Here is an 18218-nt window from a genome sequence, read left to right on the forward strand (position 1 = left end):
CCTCAGGTGGCGAAAGCGGCAAGGCGAGGGCCTGAAACGGTCAGCTTACAAGACTATAGCGCTCTGGCAGGCACGGCTGAATGGCATCAGGCTGGCTATACTGACACATTGTATCTGAGGGTACTCGCCAGGAGGCTCCTCGCTGGCGCGATGTCAGCCTCGTCTGCGCACCCACTCCCCCTTGTTTTTATTGCTCCAGATTGCCTCGTTTGAGCGCTCCGTCGGCTTTCTATCGTCGAGGTCGGTACAACGTGTTTCTGGCAATGTTTCCTACATGACTTTGCGAATTTTCAACACCCTGTCGCGCAGCATTGAGCCATTTGCGCCCCTGGAACCAGGTCATGTGCGCATGTATGTGTGTGGCATGACGATCTACGACCTGTGCCACATCGGTCACGCCCGGATGATGATGTCCTTTGACGTGGTGCAGCGCTGGCTCAAGACCAGTGGTTACCGTGTGACCTATGTGCGCAACATCACCGATATCGACGACAAGATCATCAAACGGGCGGTGGAGCGGGGCATCACCCTGCGCGCATTGACCGATGAGATGACTGTTGCCATGCACGAGGACATCGCCCAGCTGGGGATCGAACCTCCCAGCATTGAACCGAGGGCCACCGAGTACGTGCCGCAGATGCTCTCGTTGATTGAACGTTTGAGGGCCAATGGACTGGCCTATCAGGCGGAGAACGGCGACGTGAACTACGCCGTTCGCAAGTTCGAGGGCTACGGCAAGTTGTCGGGTAAGTCGCTGGATGACCTGCGCGCGGGCGAGCGCGTGGCCGTCGCTGGCGACAAGAACGATCCTCTGGATTTTGTCTTGTGGAAATGCTCCAAACCGGACGAGCCGGACGAAGCGCGCTGGGCGAGTCCGTTCGGGCCGGGCAGACCGGGGTGGCACATTGAGTGCTCCGCCATGTGCGGTGCCACGCTGGGCGAGACTTTCGACATCCATGGCGGCGGTGCCGATCTCCAGTTTCCGCATCACGAGAATGAGATCGCGCAGTCAGAAGGTGCGACCGGTCAGCCGCTGGCCCGTTTCTGGATGCACAACGGCTTCGTCCGGGTGGACAACGAAAAGATGTCCAAGAGCCTGGGCAACTTTTTCACCATCCGTGAGGTGTTGGAAAAATACGATGCCGAGACGGTGCGATTTTTCATTCTTCGCGCCCACTACCGCAGTGCCCTCAATTACAGCGATGTGCATCTGGACGACGCGCGGGGCGCGCTCAAGCGCCTTTACACCGCGTTGTCGCAAGTTCAATCTTGCCCGCCCGAGCTGATCAATTGGGGTCAACCATTTGCAGCGCGTTTTCGCGCCGCCATGGACGAGGACTTCGGCACGCCGGAGGCGGTGGCCGTGTTGTTCGACCTGGCGACCGACGTCAACCGAAGCAAGGATGTACAACTCGCCGGTCTGCTCAAGGCGCTGGGTGGTGTGCTGGGTCTGCTGCAGCAGGACCCACAGGTTTACCTGAAATCGGGTGGAGCCTCCGAGGGGTTGGATGTGGTCCACATTCAAGAGTTGATGGCTGAACGTGCCGCCGCCAAGGTGGCGAAGAACTTCGCTGAAGCTGATCGGATACGCCAGCAGCTTCTCGCCCAAGGTGTGGTGCTCAAAGACAGTCCAACAGGCACCACGTGGGAGCGCAGTTGATGGCTTCATCGGTCTTGCCCGACGTCGGTCCGGATGCGCCAGATTACTGGCAGGAAGCCTGCCGCCATCTCATGAAGCGCGACCGGGTGATGAAAAAGCTCATCCCCTTGCATGCCGGCGTGTGCCTGCAGTCGCGAGGTGATGCTTTCGTCACGCTGGCGCGCAGCATCGTGGGGCAGCAGATTTCGGTGAAAGCGGCGCAATCGGTCTGGGATCGCTTTGCGCTGTTGCCGAAAAAAATGGCGCCAGCCCAAGTGCTCAAGCTCAAGGTGGACGACATGCGTGCCGCGGGCTTGTCGGCGCGCAAGGTCGAGTACCTGGTTGATCTGGCTTTGCATTTCGCCAACGACCAGGTGCATGTGAGCGCTTGGGCCGAGATGGACGATGAGGCCATCATTGCCGAGCTGGTGGCGATACGGGGCGTCGGGCGGTGGACGGCCGAGATGTTTTTGATCTTTCACCTGATGCGACCCAATGTGCTGCCACTGGACGATATTGGCCTGCAAAACGGGGTCAGCCGCCGCTATTTTTCAGGGGAACCGGTGAGCCGCAGCGAAATTCGCGAAGTGGCGGCCTCCTGGGCGCCGTTTTCGAGCGTCGCCACTTGGTATATTTGGCGCTCGCTGGACCCGCTGCCGGTCAGCTACTGAAACGTCCCGGACGTCGTTCGAACAAGACCAAAGGAGTCACACCTTGGCCAAAAGAAATTTTCTCGACTTCGAGCAACCTATAGCCGAACTCGAAGGCAAGATCGAAGAGTTGCGTTACGTGCAGACCGAGTCGGCTGTCGACATCTCCGCCGAGATTGAACAGCTGTCGGGCAAGAGCCTGCAGCTCACCAAAGACATCTACAGCACGCTCACGCCTTGGCAGATCACCAAGATCGCACGCCACCAGGATCGGCCGTACACGCTGGACTATGTGCGCGAAATCTTCACGCACTTCCAGGAGCTGCATGGTGACCGCCACTTCTCGGACGACCTGAGCATTGTGGGCGGACTGGCCCGATTCAATGGCCAGCCCTGCATGGTGCTGGGTCATCAGAAGGGCCGCGACACCAAGGAGCGAGGTCTGCGCAACTTTGGCATGACCAAACCCGAGGGCTACCGCAAGGCGCTGCGCCTGATGAAGCTGGCCGAAAAGTTCAAGCTGCCCGTGTTCACGTTTGTGGACACCCCCGGTGCCTACCCCGGTATCGACGCCGAAGAGCGCGGTCAGTCTGAGGCCATCGGCCGCAACATCTTCGAAATGGCGCAGCTCGAAGTGCCCATCATCTCCACCATCATCGGGGAGGGCGGCTCGGGTGGCGCGCTGGCCATTTCGGTGGCCGACCAAGTGCTGATGTTGCAGTACTCGGTGTACTCGGTGATCAGCCCTGAGGGGTGCGCCTCCATTCTCTGGAAGACCAGCGACCGCGCCAGCGATGCTGCCGACGCACTGGGCATCACGGCGCACCGGCTCAAGGCGCTGGGTCTGGTGGACAAGATCGTGAACGAGCCCGTGGGCGGCGCACACCGCGACCACGGCCAGATGGCCGCCTTCCTCAAGCGTGCATTGGGTGATGCCTGGCGTCAGTTGGCCGACCTCAAGGTCAAAGAGTTGGTGGACCGCCGCTACGCGCGTCTCAACAGCTATGGCCGCTACACCGACACCAAGGCCGACAGCAAGCCTGAAAAGCGCTGACGTGGTCCCGCCAGCGCCCAACCCGTGCGGGCCGGCGCTGATCCGATGGTTCGCCAGCGGGCCACCCTCTGTTTCTAACCCCATCGCAGTCGCCTACAGCGCTGGAGCCGACTCCACCGCCTTGCTGCTTGCCGTGCACGAACGCTGGCCCGATCGTGTGATTGCCTTGCATGTGCACCACGGACTGCAGACTGCGGCTGATGATTTCGAGTCGCGGGGCCGCGCCTTCTGTGAACGGTTGGGGATTCCGTTCTCATCAAGCCGTGTGCATGCTGCCCATGAACCCGGCCAGAGTCCCGAAGACGCTGCGCGCCAAAAGCGCTACAGAGCCTTGGCCAGCATGGCGCAGGATGAGGGAGCTGCTTGCGTGCTGCTGGGGCAGCATGCCGACGACCAGGCGGAGACGCTGATGCTGGCGCTGAGCCGCGGGGCCGGGTTGCCCGGGCTGGCTGCCATGGCCGAACGGTTTGAGCGGCACGGTGTGGTCTTCGGCCGTCCCTTGCTCGGACTGCCTTCAAAGGTGTTGCGTGAGTGGTTGCTGACCCATGGTCATGACTTTGTGGACGACCCGACCAACGCCGACCACCGGTACACCCGCAACCGCATCCGCGCGCTGCTGCTGCCGGCCTGGGAAGCCTGCTTTCCCGGCTTCCGTCCCATGCTGGCCCGCAGCGCCCGACATGCCGCGCAGGCGCAAACCCTGCTGGACGATCTGGCCTGCATCGACATGGCCCAGACGGGAGCGCCGCCTGCCATCTTGATGTTGCAAGCCCTGAGCCGCGAGCGCCAGGCCAACGTGCTGCGGCACTGGTTGCACCAGATCGCCGGGGCGGCCGCCAGCACCGCGCAGCTGGACGAACTGCTGGACCAGGTCGCCGACTGCACCACCCGCGGCCACCGCATCCATCTCAAGGTGGCGAGCGGTTTCGTGGCCCGCGAGGGCGGCCGTCTGGTGTTTCTCCAGCCGGGAAACACCCCGCCGATATAATTCCAAGGCTTTGCCGGGCGGATCTGATGGTCCTCCGTTCACAGCCGCAAGACCTTGCATTGCGGTCAACTCAATCTCTTCTCCAACCTCGTCCAAACCGATGGCTTTGATCGTTCACAAGTACGGCGGCACCTCCATGGGGTCCACCGAGCGCATCCGCAACGTGGCCCGGCGCGTCGCCAAGTGGCACAGGGCCGGTCACCAGATGGTGGTGGTGCCCAGCGCCATGAGCGGCGAAACCAACCGCTTGCTCGCCCTGGCCAAAGAGCTCGCCCCGAGCAAGACCGACAGCGCCTACGGCCGCGAACTCGACATGCTGGCCGCCACCGGCGAGCAGGCTTCTTCGGCCTTGCTCGCGATTGCGCTGCAGGCCGAGGGCATGGCCTCGGTGAGCTACGCTGGCTGGCAAGTGCCCATCAAGACCAACAGCGCGTTCACCAAGGCCCGCATCGAATCGATTGACGACCTGCGCGTGCGCGCCGATCTCGACGCTGGCAAGGTGGTCATCGTCACCGGCTTCCAGGGCGTGGACCCGGACGGCAACATCACCACGCTGGGCCGTGGCGGCAGCGACACCTCGGCCGTGGCCGTGGCCGCCGCGTTGAAGGCGGCCGAATGCCTGATATACACCGACGTGGATGGCGTCTACACCACCGACCCGCGCGTGGTGCCCGAAGCGCGCCGCCTGCTGCGCGTGAGCTTTGAAGAGATGCTGGAAATGGCCAGCATGGGCAGCAAGGTGCTGCAGATCCGTTCGGTGGAATTTGCCGGCAAATACAAGGTGCCCCTGCGCGTGTTGTCGAGCTTCACGCCTTGGGACATCGACCTGAATGAAGAAGCCGCCTCCGGCACCCTGATCACTTTTGAGGAAGACGAACAAATGGAACAAGCCGTCGTTTCCGGCATTGCCTTCAACCGCGACGAAGCCAAGATCTCCGTGCTCGGCGTGCCTGACAAGCCAGGCATCGCGTACCAGATCCTGGGCGCGGTGGCCGAGGCCAACATCGAAGTCGATGTGATCATCCAGAACCTGAGCAAAGACGGCAAGACCGACTTCAGTTTCACGGTGCACCGCAACGACTTCCAGAAGGCCATGGACCTGCTGAAGAACACGGTGGTGCCCGCGCTGGGTGCGGCCGACGTGGTGGGCGACGCGCGCATCTGCAAGGTCAGCATCGTCGGCATCGGCATGCGCAGCCACGTGGGTGTGGCCAGCCGCATGTTCAAGTGCCTGAGCGACGAAGGCATCAACATTCAGATGATCTCGACCTCGGAAATCAAGACCTCCGTCGTGATCGACGAGAAGTACATGGAGCTGGCCGTGCGATCACTGCACCGCGAGTTCGATCTGGACCAGACGGCCGACAGCATCGCCCATTGAGGTGTTTGCCTCCTCTTCAGGCAGATTGGGTCCACAAGTTGAGGCATAATGCGAGGCTCTGGAGTGATGACCGAGTGGCCGAAGGTGCTCCCCTGCTAAGGGAGTATGGGGTGTAGAGCCTCATCGAGGGTTCGAATCCCTCTCGCTCCGCCAGTAAGACAAGGCTCCCACGCAAGTGGGGGCCTTTTGTCTTTCTAGGCCCAGTGTTTTCGCGGGGTTGCGGGCGGTGGCCGATTCTCTGTGAATTCTCTCGAGGCGCCATTTATGGCCGATGCAGCGAGCCATTCTCTAACGCCGGTTTTTGGCGGTGAGGCTTTTGGCAAAGCTTCAGGCCAATTCAATCAGCGCGGGCCTTTGATCAGCATGCTGCCTTGTGATCTCACCAGTCCATGGCAGGTAAGGGTGATCAGACGTTGTTGAGGTGGGGTAGGGTAGTGCGTTCGCAGCGGGAGCGTGATTCCGCCGGCGCGCTCAGAAGCGGCCTGTCAGCGCGGTTTTGTGGCCCCGCCACTCATACATGACAAGTGACAGCGATTTCGCGGTTCGAGAGCGCAACCTGTAATGCACTGAACTCGATGGGGAGCATCTTGGGTGTCCCGTGTCTGGATTCAGCACGTTTATGCGACAACCTGAGAAAGGCCGCCGCGTCCGGTGTTCCGGATCGTGACGGTGCCGTATGAAATGATGCTGCATGCCATTGAGTTCCGAAGACCTCCAACAAATCGCAGCGCGCACCCTGGCGCACTACGAACAGCACGCAAAGAGCTACTGGGAAGGCACGCGTGACCACGACGTCAGCCAGAACATTGCGGCGTTGCTGAAGCACATCCCCGGGCCACCGCCCTTTGACTTGCTGGATTTCGGTTGCGGGCCCGGGCGCGACCTGCACACCTTCAAGGCGCTGGGCCATCGCGCCGTAGGCTTGGAGGGCGCGCCCAGCGCGGCGGCGCTCGCGCGCGCACACAGCGGCTGCGAGGTGCTGGAGCAGAGCTTCCTGCACCTCGAACTGCCCGCACAGCGCTACGACGGTGTTTTTGCAAATGCCGTGCTGTTCCATGTGCCCTCTCAGGTGCTGTCGCAGGTGCGGCAACAACTGCGGGCCTGTCTTCGGCCGGGCGGCGTGCTGTTCAGCTCCAACCCGCGCGGAGATGGCCAAGAAGGCTGGAACGGTGAGCGCTACGGCGCATTCCACGACTGGCCAACCTGGCGCGGCTTGATGACCGCCGCCGGCTTTGATGAGTTGGAGCACTTCTACCGTCCGACAGGCCTACCGATCGAGCAGCAGCCGTGGCTTGCGAGCGTGTGGCGCAAGCGCTGAGCCCTGGCTCCAAGGCACTGCGCATCTGCTGGTCTGCCGCTGCAGCATGTGCAGCCTATGACTGTTCGACGCTTGATCGGCTCGGCAGTCAGATGCCCGGGGTGAGTCGGCACGCGATAGTTGTGGTCCTCGATACTGGATCCTTCGATCCGTTGAATGACCAGTGACCGCTGCCGGGCTTGACAGCGAATTAGCAGACTCGGCCAGAAACTGAATGGCCACAGTCGAGGTCAGCTCCGCAGCGAAAGCGGTAGTTCACGAGCCGGTCGCGCTCGACCGACTCGGAGCGCGGAGCGGTCTTCCGAGGTCGCCTGTCAGGCGGGCCTGCACCATGCTATTGGCTTGACGTAAGGCGTTGCTTGTAGGATGCATCTTGGCGGTGCAATTTCGATTGCATCTGGGAGTACAAGAAAAGTCTGCACTATGTCCTTTGAAAACCTATCAATCGGCCGCTTGATCATTCACGAGGTCTTTGCACGCGGTGCAGATAAGGCCTTGGTCCCACCAACCTATGGAGGTCAGCTCTTAGTGCTTCCCCTGGACGCTCGGGATGCCTTGCAGGCTCGGATCACAAATGCCCTCGGAAAATCGTCCCATGGCGTTGAAATGGCGATCCGAGAAGTTGGAGCGGACAGCCCTTGGCATCGGGCCAAAGAGATCATCGAGTCGCAGGGCAATGACGTTCAGTTTGTAAACCTGTCCCAAAACATTGCCAGCAAGCTGGCAGTTGCGCAGACCAATCGAACGATCCCTGGTGGCATCGTTGTGGTGATTGAAGGTACCTGCGGCAACCCAGTCCGGTCCTTCATGTGCGTCATCAAGGCAGAGCCCCATGGGGGTTTCACCAAGCGGCAAGCGGGTGAAAATCTAACCTTGGAGTACATCAAGGAACTCATCCTCACTCCCCAAGCAAAGTTGTACAAGATCGGGGCTTTCCTGCGTGCTGATCAGGCTGCTGCAACAAATCAGCAGCCTACCAACGGCTGGAAGGCCTTCTTGTTTGACGACCTAATCACTCTGGGTAACAAGCTGTCCGCTGCTCAGTATTTCTACGAAGGTTTTCTGGGCTTGGAGTTTCCATCCAATAGTGCATTTCAAACAAAGCAGTTCCATGCACTGACCAAGGACTTCATCCGCAATGCGAATGTGGACTCCGAAAGAAAAATCGATCTTCTGAATGCCCTGACCACGTACCTCAAGGCGGATCAGGCTGCCACGATCCAAGTTGACGTGTTTTCTCAGACCTATCTTGGAGATGCAGTACTACAAGACGCCTATACCGCCTACATGGGGCAGAAGAATTTTCCCGCCACGGCAATCCACAAGGACCTCTCTGAGGTGCAAAGCCAGTTGCGGCATCGCAAGCTGACGTTTGGCCACGATATCAAGTTCACAGCACCTGCGGATCAGTTCGAGAACTACGTGCTGGTCGAGTCCATCGACGGTGAAGCTGATGAGCATGGCATCGTCCCTAAGTGGACCAAGATCACTGTGCGCGATCACATCCGAGATCAAGAGTGAAAGAACAAGAAATCCGTGAGAGGTGGGAAGCTGACAAGCCCCTGTATAGGGCTTGGGCCCAACTCATCGCTCAGGAAATCGAACGCAAGCTTATTCCTGCAATTGCTCCTACCCCTCTGGACTACTTTTTGAAGGTTCCCATGGTGCCTCGCCTTAAGGGAGACACCAGCTTGATTGACAAGGCGCTGTATAGAAGCAAGCCCTACAAGAATCCGTATGAGGACATCACCGACAAGGTAGGCATGCGTTACGTGGTGCTCCTGACCACGCACATCGACACCTTCTGCTCGATCATTGAGAGCGCTGAATGTGGGGCCTTTTGGTCCCAAACCAAGGACAAGGACTACGAAGAGGAGCGACTGGCCAAACCTTTAGAGTTTTCCTACCAGTCCGTTCACTATGTGTTGCGATCTAAGGCGGGCCTATCGATTGGTGTCCAGAATCTCCCCGAAGGCCTTGCGTGTGAGGTGCAAATCCGCACGCTTTTGCAGCATGCTCACAGTGAGCTAACCCACGACACGCTCTACAAGCCAAAAACCACGGCAAAGCCTTCGGTCAAACGCACCGTCGCCAAGAGCATGGCCTTGATTGAGGCCACGGACGAGTTCTTTGAGCAAGCAATGAAGGATCTCGCCAGTGCCAACGAGTCGCAAAGGGTGCTGCTGGACTACTTGAGCAGTGCTTACAAGAAGGGCACAGGTCTTGAACCGGGTCAGGAGCGATCCAATCAGCTTGTGCTGGATGCCTTCATGGAAGTTCTGCCCCAGGATGCTCCTGTACACATTGAAGAGTTCTTGACGGCCAAGACCTACGTCTTTGACAAAATCAAAGAGCAGAAAGGGCAACGGCATTTCTTCAACCAGCCAGCAGTGCTCCTGGCCTACTTTCTTGTTGAGAAGATGCCTGCCCAGACTCGTGAGCATTGGCCCATAGATTCCGACGACCTTGCCAAGGTGTTTAGCGACCTCGGGGTCGCGTACTAGTCAGACTTTGCGACCCGAGGTTAGGCCGGCATATTCGCCTATGAAATTCAAACCTCGAAATCTGAGAGCCTTGGCCTACTGTGTCATTGGTGATGCCTATCACTTTCCTTGCCGGTCGATCTCCCATATTGAGCTGCTGCCGGCTTCATTGATACCCACCTTGGTTTTTTGAGTTTGTTCGAATATTTACGGGACTGCCGCAGCCCAACGTCGAATGCCGACGCGTCGAGTATTAAAACCGCTCCAGAACCGGGGCGATTAACCCTTGCTTAGATGGCCCCACTGGAGTAGAGAATGAAACCACTGGAATGGGTGAGGGAAATAGCTTGCAAACCGAACTGTGGAAATGCGTTTGAACGCCTTGTGCGTGATCTTGCATCTGCCATACATAAAGAGTCAGCCTACTCATACCCCTCTAGAGATGGCGGAATCGATGTACATATTCCCGATCTTGGTCTTGCGTGGCAATGTAAGTTTGTCAACCCCGGCACAACGATCACAAATGTAGAAAATCATATCAAGAGGGAAATTGATGGAGAGTTCAAGAAACTTCATAGCCATCTCACGACGGAAGGATCAACAGAGAAGCAGAGTCAATTCAATGTATGGGCCGATCCTGCAGCAATCAAGTCATACACCTATGCCACCTCAATCAGACTTCCGACAGCTCAGTCACGTGGAGCTTTGGAAACTTACCTGCGTAAGCAGCTAAAGGAGCTCGCAAAGGCCACCAAGCTGATGCATTTGAGGAAGACAAAAGCGGTGATCTGGGATTACCAAACCATCTCAGTCAAGATTGATGAGTTTCCGAACGTCCGGCTCAGGTGGTTCGAGCTCGACCTTCCGCATTCAGTTGAGACGTTCTCGGACTGGAGGCAGCGTAGGCGCGGAAATGAGAACGATCCACAGAAGCGAAACTTTCATGCATACCTTTTCGGGGACGTCATGCCGTACCAGCTGCACCCAGATTCGTCCAGCAGGCCGGAGTCTATTCTGCGTTCCTTTCAGGAGAATTCCTCTACGAGGGTAACGCTGATACACGGCGGGGGTGGGCAAGGCAAGTCAAGGCTCATGGCCGAAGTGGCTGGCTGCGCAGAACGCTTGGGCTGGAACGTCCTCATGCTGTCGTCTACGGCACGGGAGGACCTACTTGACACTGTGGTCAAAGTCGCGGCTGATTCTCCGACTCTTCTATTGATGGACTATGCCGAGAACTGCAGCTCATTGGCCTCGATATTCGAGCGTCTCAGAACTCTCAATGAAAGCCAACATTGCCAAATCGCTCTTCTCCTGGCTAGTCGTACAACGTCCCCAATCGAAGGAACGGTCTTGGACGACGGCTCGGTAACGAAAGTTCACATCAGCTCGAACAAGTTAGACCAAGTCCAAATCATCAAGCAGATGCTAGGAGCAGAACTTGGTGATTTGGCGGACAAGTGTATGAACATCCCCGTGTTTGCGGCGTTCATACGACTGCTCCGTGACAGAAGGCAACAACATAGTTTGGATGAACTCAGGCGAGAGGAAGACTTCCACACCTGGATTCGCAAGCACGTAGTAGGCCCAGCTGCAAATAAACTGGCACTTGCCAAGCTGTGCTCGTTGTTGCCATGCTCAGACTCCATCATGACCCAGGCATGCGAACTCGACCTAGCGGTCGCGAGTTACAGGGATTCGATGCTGGCAGATGGCTGGGTGATCTATTCACCTGGGGCAGACAGTGAAAGTTGGCAGGTTGCACATGACCTTATCGCTGACGGAGCCTTTGTTGATGCTCTGTCAGGTGCCACAACGGCGAACCACCGCGCAAATGAAGTGCTTAAGTTCGCCCACGAGAACCAATCATGCGTGCAATGCATCCGTGCCTTGAATCGCGTTGCTGATGAACCCTGCATCGCCAGCGTTGACTGGCCCTCCTTGTTCACTGCGAAGGCCAGTGAATGGCTACCGTTCCTGTACGAGATTGCGCGCGGCCCGCTCGTGCCAAAAGAACACATGCTCGCCATGATGCAGTCCATGGGAGTCGGCATGAATCATTTGAATGAAAGCCAACAGATCCGAAGGACTCTTGGTCTAATCGTGAGAGATGCGGCGTTCAGGAGTCGCCCAATCTCTGAGGCTGAGACACAGTGGGTTGAAAAGTTGGTGCAGCTCTCCGCCGAGACTGAAGCCGCGTCTTTGATATCCAATTGGCTTCGATCTGACAACTGCAGTATCAGAGCGAACGATGCCGCTATTGCATTGCTTCGCGAGCATTCAACACTCGAACAAGCTGGGCACTTGTATTCAGGATGGCTGAGCTCTGGACGTCCATTGCATGCAGTTTCCGCTCAGTTGAACACATGGCTCGTGCACTACAACAGCACTCCTAACGCCATCTTCCCAATCGTTGCTTGGCTTAAATATTTGAAGGGAAATAATGTTCTAACCAATAGTGATGATTACTTTGCAGAAGATTCATCGATTGGCAGCGTGGTTCATCGCTGGCTTGTCGCAGAAGTGCGTTACAAGAGCGCAGCAGCTGGCCGACTATACGTAGCCTGGATTAACGCGATGCATGACTTCAAGACTTTCGAGAAGAAGACCATGATCTGGCTGCTGCTGCATCGCGAGCAGTTTGTCGCAAAATACGTGTTTGTAGCCTTGCTGTGGCACGGGTATCCACCCGAGAAGGTGAGCGAGCATCTGGAGGCTTGGCTTGCTAAGCCCGCGAATGTCACAGATTGGGCTGCTCGCATTGTCTATGCCAATTGGCTACGAGCAGGTGGCAGTCCGTCACTCGTTCGAGAACCGATGCTGAAGTGGCTCGCCACGAAAGGGCCGGTTGATCAGACGCCCTTTGCTGCGACTCTTGAAGGCGGCAAAATGGTACTGACAGCTTGGCTCGAGTGGATCGGTGAATGCGATTCAGTCGAGCCATTCGTTGTCCAATTGCTTGGCAGCAATCAGCAGCATCTAGATGACAAGGCGCACTTTGTCTTCCTGAGCTGGCTGACGGCAGGAGGCGATCATCGGGTAATCAAAGAGCAACTAATCGAATGGCTCAGGCGCCCACCTGGAACCATGTTTGTGGAGCAAGAACAAGTCTTAAGTGCCTGGTTAAAGTCTGCAGGCATGAATTATGACGATGCAGAGCCCTTTGTCCGACGCTGGTGTGATGACATGCCGAACGCGGGCTTAGATAGAGCCGACTTTCTTGTCGCACACTGGAGAAACGTAGGCGGGGCTGCTGAGGTGGTGCTCAATGCCATTGAGCAGAGAGCTAAGATATGTGGCATGCCAACAGACCTCTATTTTGCTAGAACTCCGAGGGTTAAAGGACAAGCAGTCGACTTGGCGATCCTGACTGAGCATATTAAATCTACGGATTGTCCAGCGCTTTTTTTAGATGAAGTCAAAAGAGGAATTCTCGCCGCTGAAGAACTGCCAAGAATAGATTTTGACCATGTAGTGCGCCGTTGGATTGAACGAATGGGCAGAGAGGGAGTCGTTATCTTACGAGTTGAGTTCTTGCAGTGGGTCAATGGGCTCATGAAATTCTCTCAAGCGCCTTTCGCGCTTGCAGAGATGCTCGGTGTGAATGATATCGGGGAGATTGGGCAGAGAGTTGAGCGGCTCGCCATAGACGAGCTGAGATTGAAGACCCGAATCGGGCATCACCTATTCATATTCCGCGGCTGGATTCGCTCGGGGCGAAAGCTTGCCGATGTCCTTGACTTGCTGAAGGACTGGCTTTCAGCGGGCCATGGAATAAGCAACATCAAGTGTGCTGAGATCCTGCAAGCACTGCAAGCGTCTGAGTTTGGTCAACAGGAGTGGGCGTTGCAGGCAATCAACCGGTTTACAGAGAAGCACGGGGGCGAAGCGTTCGACAATTGGATCGAAAGGGGGTAGCTATCGAAGCCGAGGACAGGCAAATCTTTTTGTCGGTTTTCGGATTGTCCATGTACCTGATTCAGTACCATTCAGGAGCACGAACTTCCGGATGCGGGGGTTCACCCGCGATCTGTCTCGATCAAGATTTCTCACCCCAAAGACCGCTTTTGTCGAAGCACAGGCTTCGCGTGCAAATTCGGTGAGCGAAAGTTTTCAAAGTTGGGACTAAACCGCTCGCGCGGTAATCGCTCCGACGGAATCGTAGTTATTCGCGCTTCCGCTGGTTCTGCCAAGTTGACGGGTGAGGCCCGCCGCGCTCTTCGACAGGATTTGAGCCATGAACTCATTGACGTCCTCCGTCTCCCCGTTGCGCCAACGCATGATCGACGACATGCGGATGCGCAAGTTCAAGGGCAAGACCCAGATCCATTACATCCGCGCCGTTCGAAGTCTCGCCGCCTATCTCAAACGATCGCCGGACACCGCCACCGCCGAGGACCTTCGGGCCTTCCAGCTGCACATGGTCGAGACCGGCACGGCACCGCCGACCATCAACTCCACGCTCAGTTGCCTGAAGTGGTCGCCTTGAACGATTGAACCCATCGGTTTCCGCTGCACCGACGCGAAGGTCGCTTGCTTGACCGCACCAAAGCCCTTGCCGGCCTGATTCGCCTACCTGTCAGGGTTGACAGTGAGAACCCTTGCCAAACTCCAAAAGCCGACACCATCGCGGCCTCAGAGGAGGCATGGGGAGATTTCCGTCGGAACTGGGCCCGCATGGGAAGGCGATGAGAACGGTGTGGAAGTGCGTGCTGTCATGGCTTGTGCCCGAACAGCGGTAGTCCGAATTGGGTGCATGGAAACAGGGTCCTAAACCAATGAATCCACCTACAGCGTCGTTGTCGGCGGTCGTTGGTGGACACGCGGAGTTGACGCAGTGCAAACAAAACAACCTTTGAAAGGCCATCAATGAATATCGCAGTGATCAACACCGGCGGCACCATCAGCTGCGCCGGTAGCCCGCTGACCCCCATGTCGGCGGCCGACTTCGCCAGCGCCTGCGAAACGCTGATCAACCCGGTGCTGTTGCAGAACTATCCGACGCTGAGCGTGCACTACGTGGTGGATCTGCCGTTCCCCGAGTCCAGCACCCTGACCCTGGACAGCACCAACCTGCAACCAACCGACTGGTGTCGCATCGCCGGCTACATCCTGCAGAACTACGACACCTACGACGGTTGGGTGGTGCTGCACGGCACCGACAGCATGGACTTTAGCGGCGGGGCCTTGCCCTTCCTGCTCAACGCGTTCGATGGCCAAGGCAACCAGATCGCGGCGCTGAGCAAGCCCGTGGTCATCACCGGCTCACAAATGCCGATGTTCTACCGCCCCGATTCCAACCTGCCTCCCACGGCACTGATCTACAACACCGATGCATTCCAGAACTTCTGCGGAGCGGTGGCCGCTGCGCAGAGCGGCATACCCGAGGTGTGCGTGTACTTCCAGAACCACATCTACCGTGGCAACCGCGTGCTGAAAACCAACGCCAGCCAGTTCAACGCCTTTTCATCACCCAACTACCCGGCGCTCGGCGAGTACGGTGTGGAACTGACCATCACGCCGGCCAACCTGCTACCCGGCCCGGTCAGCGCTTCGGTCAGTCTGGACAACCCCAGCACCCGCGCCCTGGCCCAAGCGCAACTGAGCTTCATCGCAGCGAACATCAACAGCTACCCGGTGATGCAGTTCAACGCTTTCCCCGCGTGGTATTCCTTCCCTGCCAGCGGTGGCGCTCCCGGTTACCCCAGCGACACCAGCCCGCGCGCCGGGCTGCTGGCCAGTCTGATCGGCGCCTGCGTGGCACCCGCCATCGGCGTCAAGGGCCTGATTCTGGAGTCCTACGGCGAGGGGAACTTCCCCTCGGGCGATCCCGACACCCCCAGCAACGGCGCCACCTACCAGGCCCTGCTGGCCGCCAACAACGCTGGCGTCGTCATCGTCGACTGCACCCAGGTCATCAGCGGCGTGGTCAACAACAACGCCTACGCTGCCGGTGCTTGGCTGCCGCAGGTTGGCGCCCTGAGCCCCGCCGACATGACACCCATGGCCGCGTTGGCCAAGCTCATGGTGCTGCTCACCACAGCCGCCTACCAAGGCTGGAGCGGCGACGTGGTCAAGAGCCTGTTCCAGCTCAATCTGCTCGGCGAAAAAATGAGCACCAGTAGGCTAGACAGTCGCGGCGATTACACGCTGCTGGTGAACCAATGCATCAGCACGCCCGACGGCAGCGCCAGCTTCTGCAACGACCCTGTATCAGGCCCGATTTTGCAAACCAGCACAGGCCAACATCTGTGGACTGCCGTGCCCAACCTCTCAACCACCGACTTGCCTGGCGTTCTGACCATGCAAAACGACGGCAACCTGGTGTTCTACAGCAGGAACAACGCCCCCTTGTGGGCCAGCAACACCGGCATCTATGGCGGCGCCCCTTCGCGCTGCGAGTTGAGCGGTTCAACCAGCACTCAAAGTGTGAATCTGAGCTTGTTCAACTATGTAGCCGACACCACCAGTGCCATTTTGTTTTCCCAACCCTGAATGAAGGAGAGAAGTTTGAACACACCCGCACGCCAGTTCAAGTTCAGTGGCCGCATCGCGCCGCAGGACGTGCTCCACCAGACCACCACCACCGCGCTCGGTTCCACCGCGCCCGATGAGCACTACCTCGCGCCCACCACCGTCAGCGTGACCATAACCACGCCCGCGCCCACCCACGTCATTGGCGTGCCGCAATACAGCCCCACCGTGGTGGGCAACCCGGCCGGTGGCTACAACCCTGCCGGAGACTGCAACGGCAATTTCATGTCCGCCAAGTTTCAGCCCAACAACAACTGCTACGCCTACAGCTGCAACATCACGCCCAACACCTTCCCGCAGCCGGGCCGCGCCACTGGCTCCCTGCTCACAGCCGCCGACATGACCGGCACCGTCGCCAGCGTCGGGGCCACCGTCAGCGGCTACGCCGTCAACGACGGCCTGCAATTCGTCGGCACCACCATGACCGACCTGATGTCGTTCAAATCCACCCACCAAGGCACCACACCGCCCGGATTGCTGGGCGCGGGCAACCTGGGAGGCCATTTTGTGGCCCTCATGATTTCGCCCGCAGGCGACGCCAACTGGCCCGGTGACTACCACTGGGCGCGCTGCGACAACTCTTCGGGCGGTTGCAACAGCTGGTCGCAAAAAGATGGCAACGACCAAGTCACCAATTTCGACTTCGCCGGCAGCCCCATCACCGACCCCAGCACCGCCAACTGGACCGTCAACCAAGGCCCTGTGAGTGCAGGAAGCCCTTCTGCTGGCAGCGACCAGTTGGTGAGTTACGCGTTTTATTGCTACATGTTTGTGCCAAGCAGCGGCGTTGATATCATTTGATCAACCATTCCAGGTGCGCTACGCCATTAAAGGCTCATGCATGGCACTTGGAGTCATCGGGTTTACTGCCGTTCGCTTTCATTGTTTTCCCGGATGTAACGCGTTCCGATGCGTCCGAAGCAATAGTGCGACTCGCTGCAGACCTCGCTGTGGCAACGTCCGCTCCATATAGGCACGCGTGCGTCAATTCATGGCTTGCTATGGATCGATCCCCCGAGTATGCGTTGACTTCTGCGAGAACAAGGCCGCGCAAGCCAGGAAAGGGCGCGAGTGCAAGTTCCCGGACCGCGAATCAGCGTTTGCCAAATGGCCACAGCTGGAGAATGGTGTCCCATGGTCCTTGAGCGAAGCGCAACTGCGGCGCCTCCCCTTTTCTTAGTATGTCCTCCGCTGTAATCAAGTGATTTGACCGTGCCCCTGAAAAGTGGAGTTCTTGGCCTTGTTGAAAATACCGACAAGGAGTCAAGGAATGACAGCAGCAAAGCAGGTGCGTGCGCAGTACACGCAGGAGTTCAAGTTGGAGGCGGTCCGTCAAGTGAGCGCCGGTCAGGCCATTGCGGTGGTGGCCAAGGTTTTGGGCATCCCCAAGGCCAGCCTGGGTAACTGGGTTCGCCAGGCAGCCAAAGGGGCATTGAGCGGCGCCGGGGGAGAGGACAAGGCTGCACGGGTCTCGCCCGAGCAGATGGAGATAGCGCGTCTGCGCGCTGAGGTTGCCCGGCTTCGAATGGAGCGCGACATCGCAAAAAAAGCCGCGGCGTACTTCGCGCAGGACACGCTGCGAGGTAGTCGGCTCTGAAGAACCCTCGGAACCCGCATGAACACTGGCCTATTGGGGTGATTTCGGGGTCGCAGAACTCCCAGTTTGAATTCCAATAGGGGCAGTTTTCTGGGAGTTCTGCCGTGCCGTTTGCCTGCCCCGCCACCGACGATTTCTTCCGTTCGCGCATCGACCACATGATCGACCTGCGCCACCCGCTGGCCGTGCTGGCCTCGCGCATGCCCTGGCAGGAGATCGAAGCGCGGGTGGCCCAGGTCTTCTCTCGCAAAGGCCGCGCCGGTGTGGCCATGCCCGACCTGGACCTCTTCGGAGAACAGGTGCAGCGATCCCCGGTAGCCAGCAACGCCGGGCGCCCTCGCGTGCCGCTGCGCATCATGATTGCGCTGCTTTACCTCAAACACGCCTTCAACGAGTCCGACGAGGGCGTGGTGGCCCGCTGGGCCGATACGCCGCGCTGGCAGTTCTTCTGTAAGCGTCCGGCGAACCCATGTTGACCACCGCCGACAGTCCTGTCTGACGATCAGATGTCAGTGGGCTGCCAGCGGTGCGGCAAGAGCTCGTCGATGCGGCTGGCCTTGTGCATGGGCAGCCGCGC

Annotated in this window: 12 protein-coding genes, 1 tRNA gene and 2 pseudogenes; all 15 read left to right on the forward strand. The window is 58.5% G+C overall.

Annotation, left to right across the window (positions count from 1 at the left end):
- Positions 1-274 precede the first annotated feature (274 nt).
- The gene (gene cysS / locus B0E41_RS23930; RefSeq protein ID WP_077335223.1) at positions 275-1660 is read left to right on the forward strand and encodes a cysteine--tRNA ligase; all 1386 of its coding nucleotides are present in this window, start codon (positions 275-277) and stop codon (positions 1658-1660) included.
- On the forward strand, positions 1660-2310 hold the full coding sequence (locus B0E41_RS23935) for a DNA-3-methyladenine glycosylase (RefSeq protein ID WP_077335225.1): 651 nt from the start codon (positions 1660-1662) through the stop codon (positions 2308-2310). Before cysS ends, B0E41_RS23935 begins: the two co-directional genes overlap by 1 nt.
- 43 nt (positions 2311-2353) lie before the next feature.
- Positions 2354-3343, forward strand: coding sequence for an acetyl-CoA carboxylase carboxyltransferase subunit alpha (locus B0E41_RS23940; RefSeq protein WP_077335227.1), 990 nt, complete (start codon positions 2354-2356; stop codon positions 3341-3343).
- Positions 3294-4331: a tRNA lysidine(34) synthetase TilS gene (gene tilS, locus B0E41_RS23945; protein ID WP_077335229.1), complete on the forward strand. Its 1038-nt coding sequence runs from the start codon at positions 3294-3296 to the stop codon at positions 4329-4331. Before B0E41_RS23940 ends, tilS begins: the two co-directional genes overlap by 50 nt.
- Positions 4332-4431: 100 nt before the next feature.
- Entirely contained in the window at positions 4432-5712 is a 1281-nt protein-coding gene (locus B0E41_RS23950; protein ID WP_077335231.1) for an aspartate kinase, read from the forward strand.
- A gap of 60 nt (positions 5713-5772) precedes the next feature.
- A tRNA-Ser gene (locus B0E41_RS23955) sits at positions 5773-5865 on the forward strand.
- Positions 5866-6403: 538 nt separating this feature from the next.
- Positions 6404-7030: a class I SAM-dependent methyltransferase gene (locus B0E41_RS23960; protein WP_077335233.1), complete on the forward strand. Its 627-nt coding sequence runs from the start codon at positions 6404-6406 to the stop codon at positions 7028-7030.
- 423 nt (positions 7031-7453) lie between these two features.
- A complete protein-coding gene (locus B0E41_RS23965; protein WP_171984861.1) occupies positions 7454-8551 on the forward strand; it encodes a nucleoid-associated protein in 1098 nt (365 codons plus the stop codon).
- A complete protein-coding gene (locus tag B0E41_RS23970) occupies positions 8548-9534 on the forward strand; it encodes a RelA/SpoT domain-containing protein (RefSeq protein WP_077335237.1) in 987 nt (328 codons plus the stop codon). Before B0E41_RS23965 ends, B0E41_RS23970 begins: the two co-directional genes overlap by 4 nt.
- Before the next feature lie 294 nt (positions 9535-9828).
- Positions 9829-13428, forward strand: a complete 3600-nt coding sequence (locus tag B0E41_RS23975) for a hypothetical protein (protein ID WP_143433995.1) — start codon at positions 9829-9831, stop codon at positions 13426-13428.
- Between the two features lie 319 nt (positions 13429-13747).
- On the forward strand, positions 13748-13999 hold the full coding sequence (locus tag B0E41_RS23980) for a phage integrase N-terminal SAM-like domain-containing protein (RefSeq protein WP_077335241.1): 252 nt from the start codon (positions 13748-13750) through the stop codon (positions 13997-13999).
- 380 nt (positions 14000-14379) lie between these two features.
- Positions 14380-16005: an asparaginase domain-containing protein gene (locus B0E41_RS23985; RefSeq protein ID WP_077335243.1), complete on the forward strand. Its 1626-nt coding sequence runs from the start codon at positions 14380-14382 to the stop codon at positions 16003-16005.
- Between the two features lie 15 nt (positions 16006-16020).
- Positions 16021-16845: a hypothetical protein gene (locus tag B0E41_RS23990; protein WP_077335245.1), complete on the forward strand. Its 825-nt coding sequence runs from the start codon at positions 16021-16023 to the stop codon at positions 16843-16845.
- Between the two features lie 469 nt (positions 16846-17314).
- A pseudogene (locus B0E41_RS23995) lies at positions 17315-17625 on the forward strand (transposase); the annotation flags it as partial.
- A gap of 174 nt (positions 17626-17799) precedes the next feature.
- A pseudogene (locus tag B0E41_RS24000) lies at positions 17800-18090 on the forward strand (transposase); the annotation flags it as partial.
- Between the last annotated feature and the right edge of the window lie 128 nt (positions 18091-18218).

This window comes from Hydrogenophaga sp. A37, assembly GCF_002001205.1.
In the GTDB taxonomy this organism is placed as follows: domain Bacteria; phylum Pseudomonadota; class Gammaproteobacteria; order Burkholderiales; family Burkholderiaceae_C; genus Hydrogenophaga.

Excerpts from the sequence above, each read along its gene's own strand:
- cysS (WP_077335223.1), top strand. The coding sequence starts at position 275 with ATGACTTTGCGAATTTTCAACACCCTGTCGCGCAGCATTGAGCCATTT.
- B0E41_RS23935 (WP_077335225.1), top strand. The coding sequence starts at position 1,660 with ATGGCTTCATCGGTCTTGCCCGACGTCGGTCCGGATGCGCCAGATTAC.
- tilS (WP_077335229.1), top strand. The coding sequence starts at position 3,294 with ATGGCCGCTACACCGACACCAAGGCCGACAGCAAGCCTGAAAAGCGCT.
- B0E41_RS23950 (WP_077335231.1), top strand. The coding sequence starts at position 4,432 with ATGGCTTTGATCGTTCACAAGTACGGCGGCACCTCCATGGGGTCCACC.
- B0E41_RS23960 (WP_077335233.1), top strand. The coding sequence starts at position 6,404 with ATGCCATTGAGTTCCGAAGACCTCCAACAAATCGCAGCGCGCACCCTG.
- B0E41_RS23965 (WP_171984861.1), top strand. The coding sequence starts at position 7,454 with ATGTCCTTTGAAAACCTATCAATCGGCCGCTTGATCATTCACGAGGTC.
- B0E41_RS23975 (WP_143433995.1), top strand. The coding sequence starts at position 9,829 with ATGAAACCACTGGAATGGGTGAGGGAAATAGCTTGCAAACCGAACTGT.
- B0E41_RS23980 (WP_077335241.1), top strand. The coding sequence starts at position 13,748 with ATGAACTCATTGACGTCCTCCGTCTCCCCGTTGCGCCAACGCATGATC.
- B0E41_RS23985 (WP_077335243.1), top strand. The coding sequence starts at position 14,380 with ATGAATATCGCAGTGATCAACACCGGCGGCACCATCAGCTGCGCCGGT.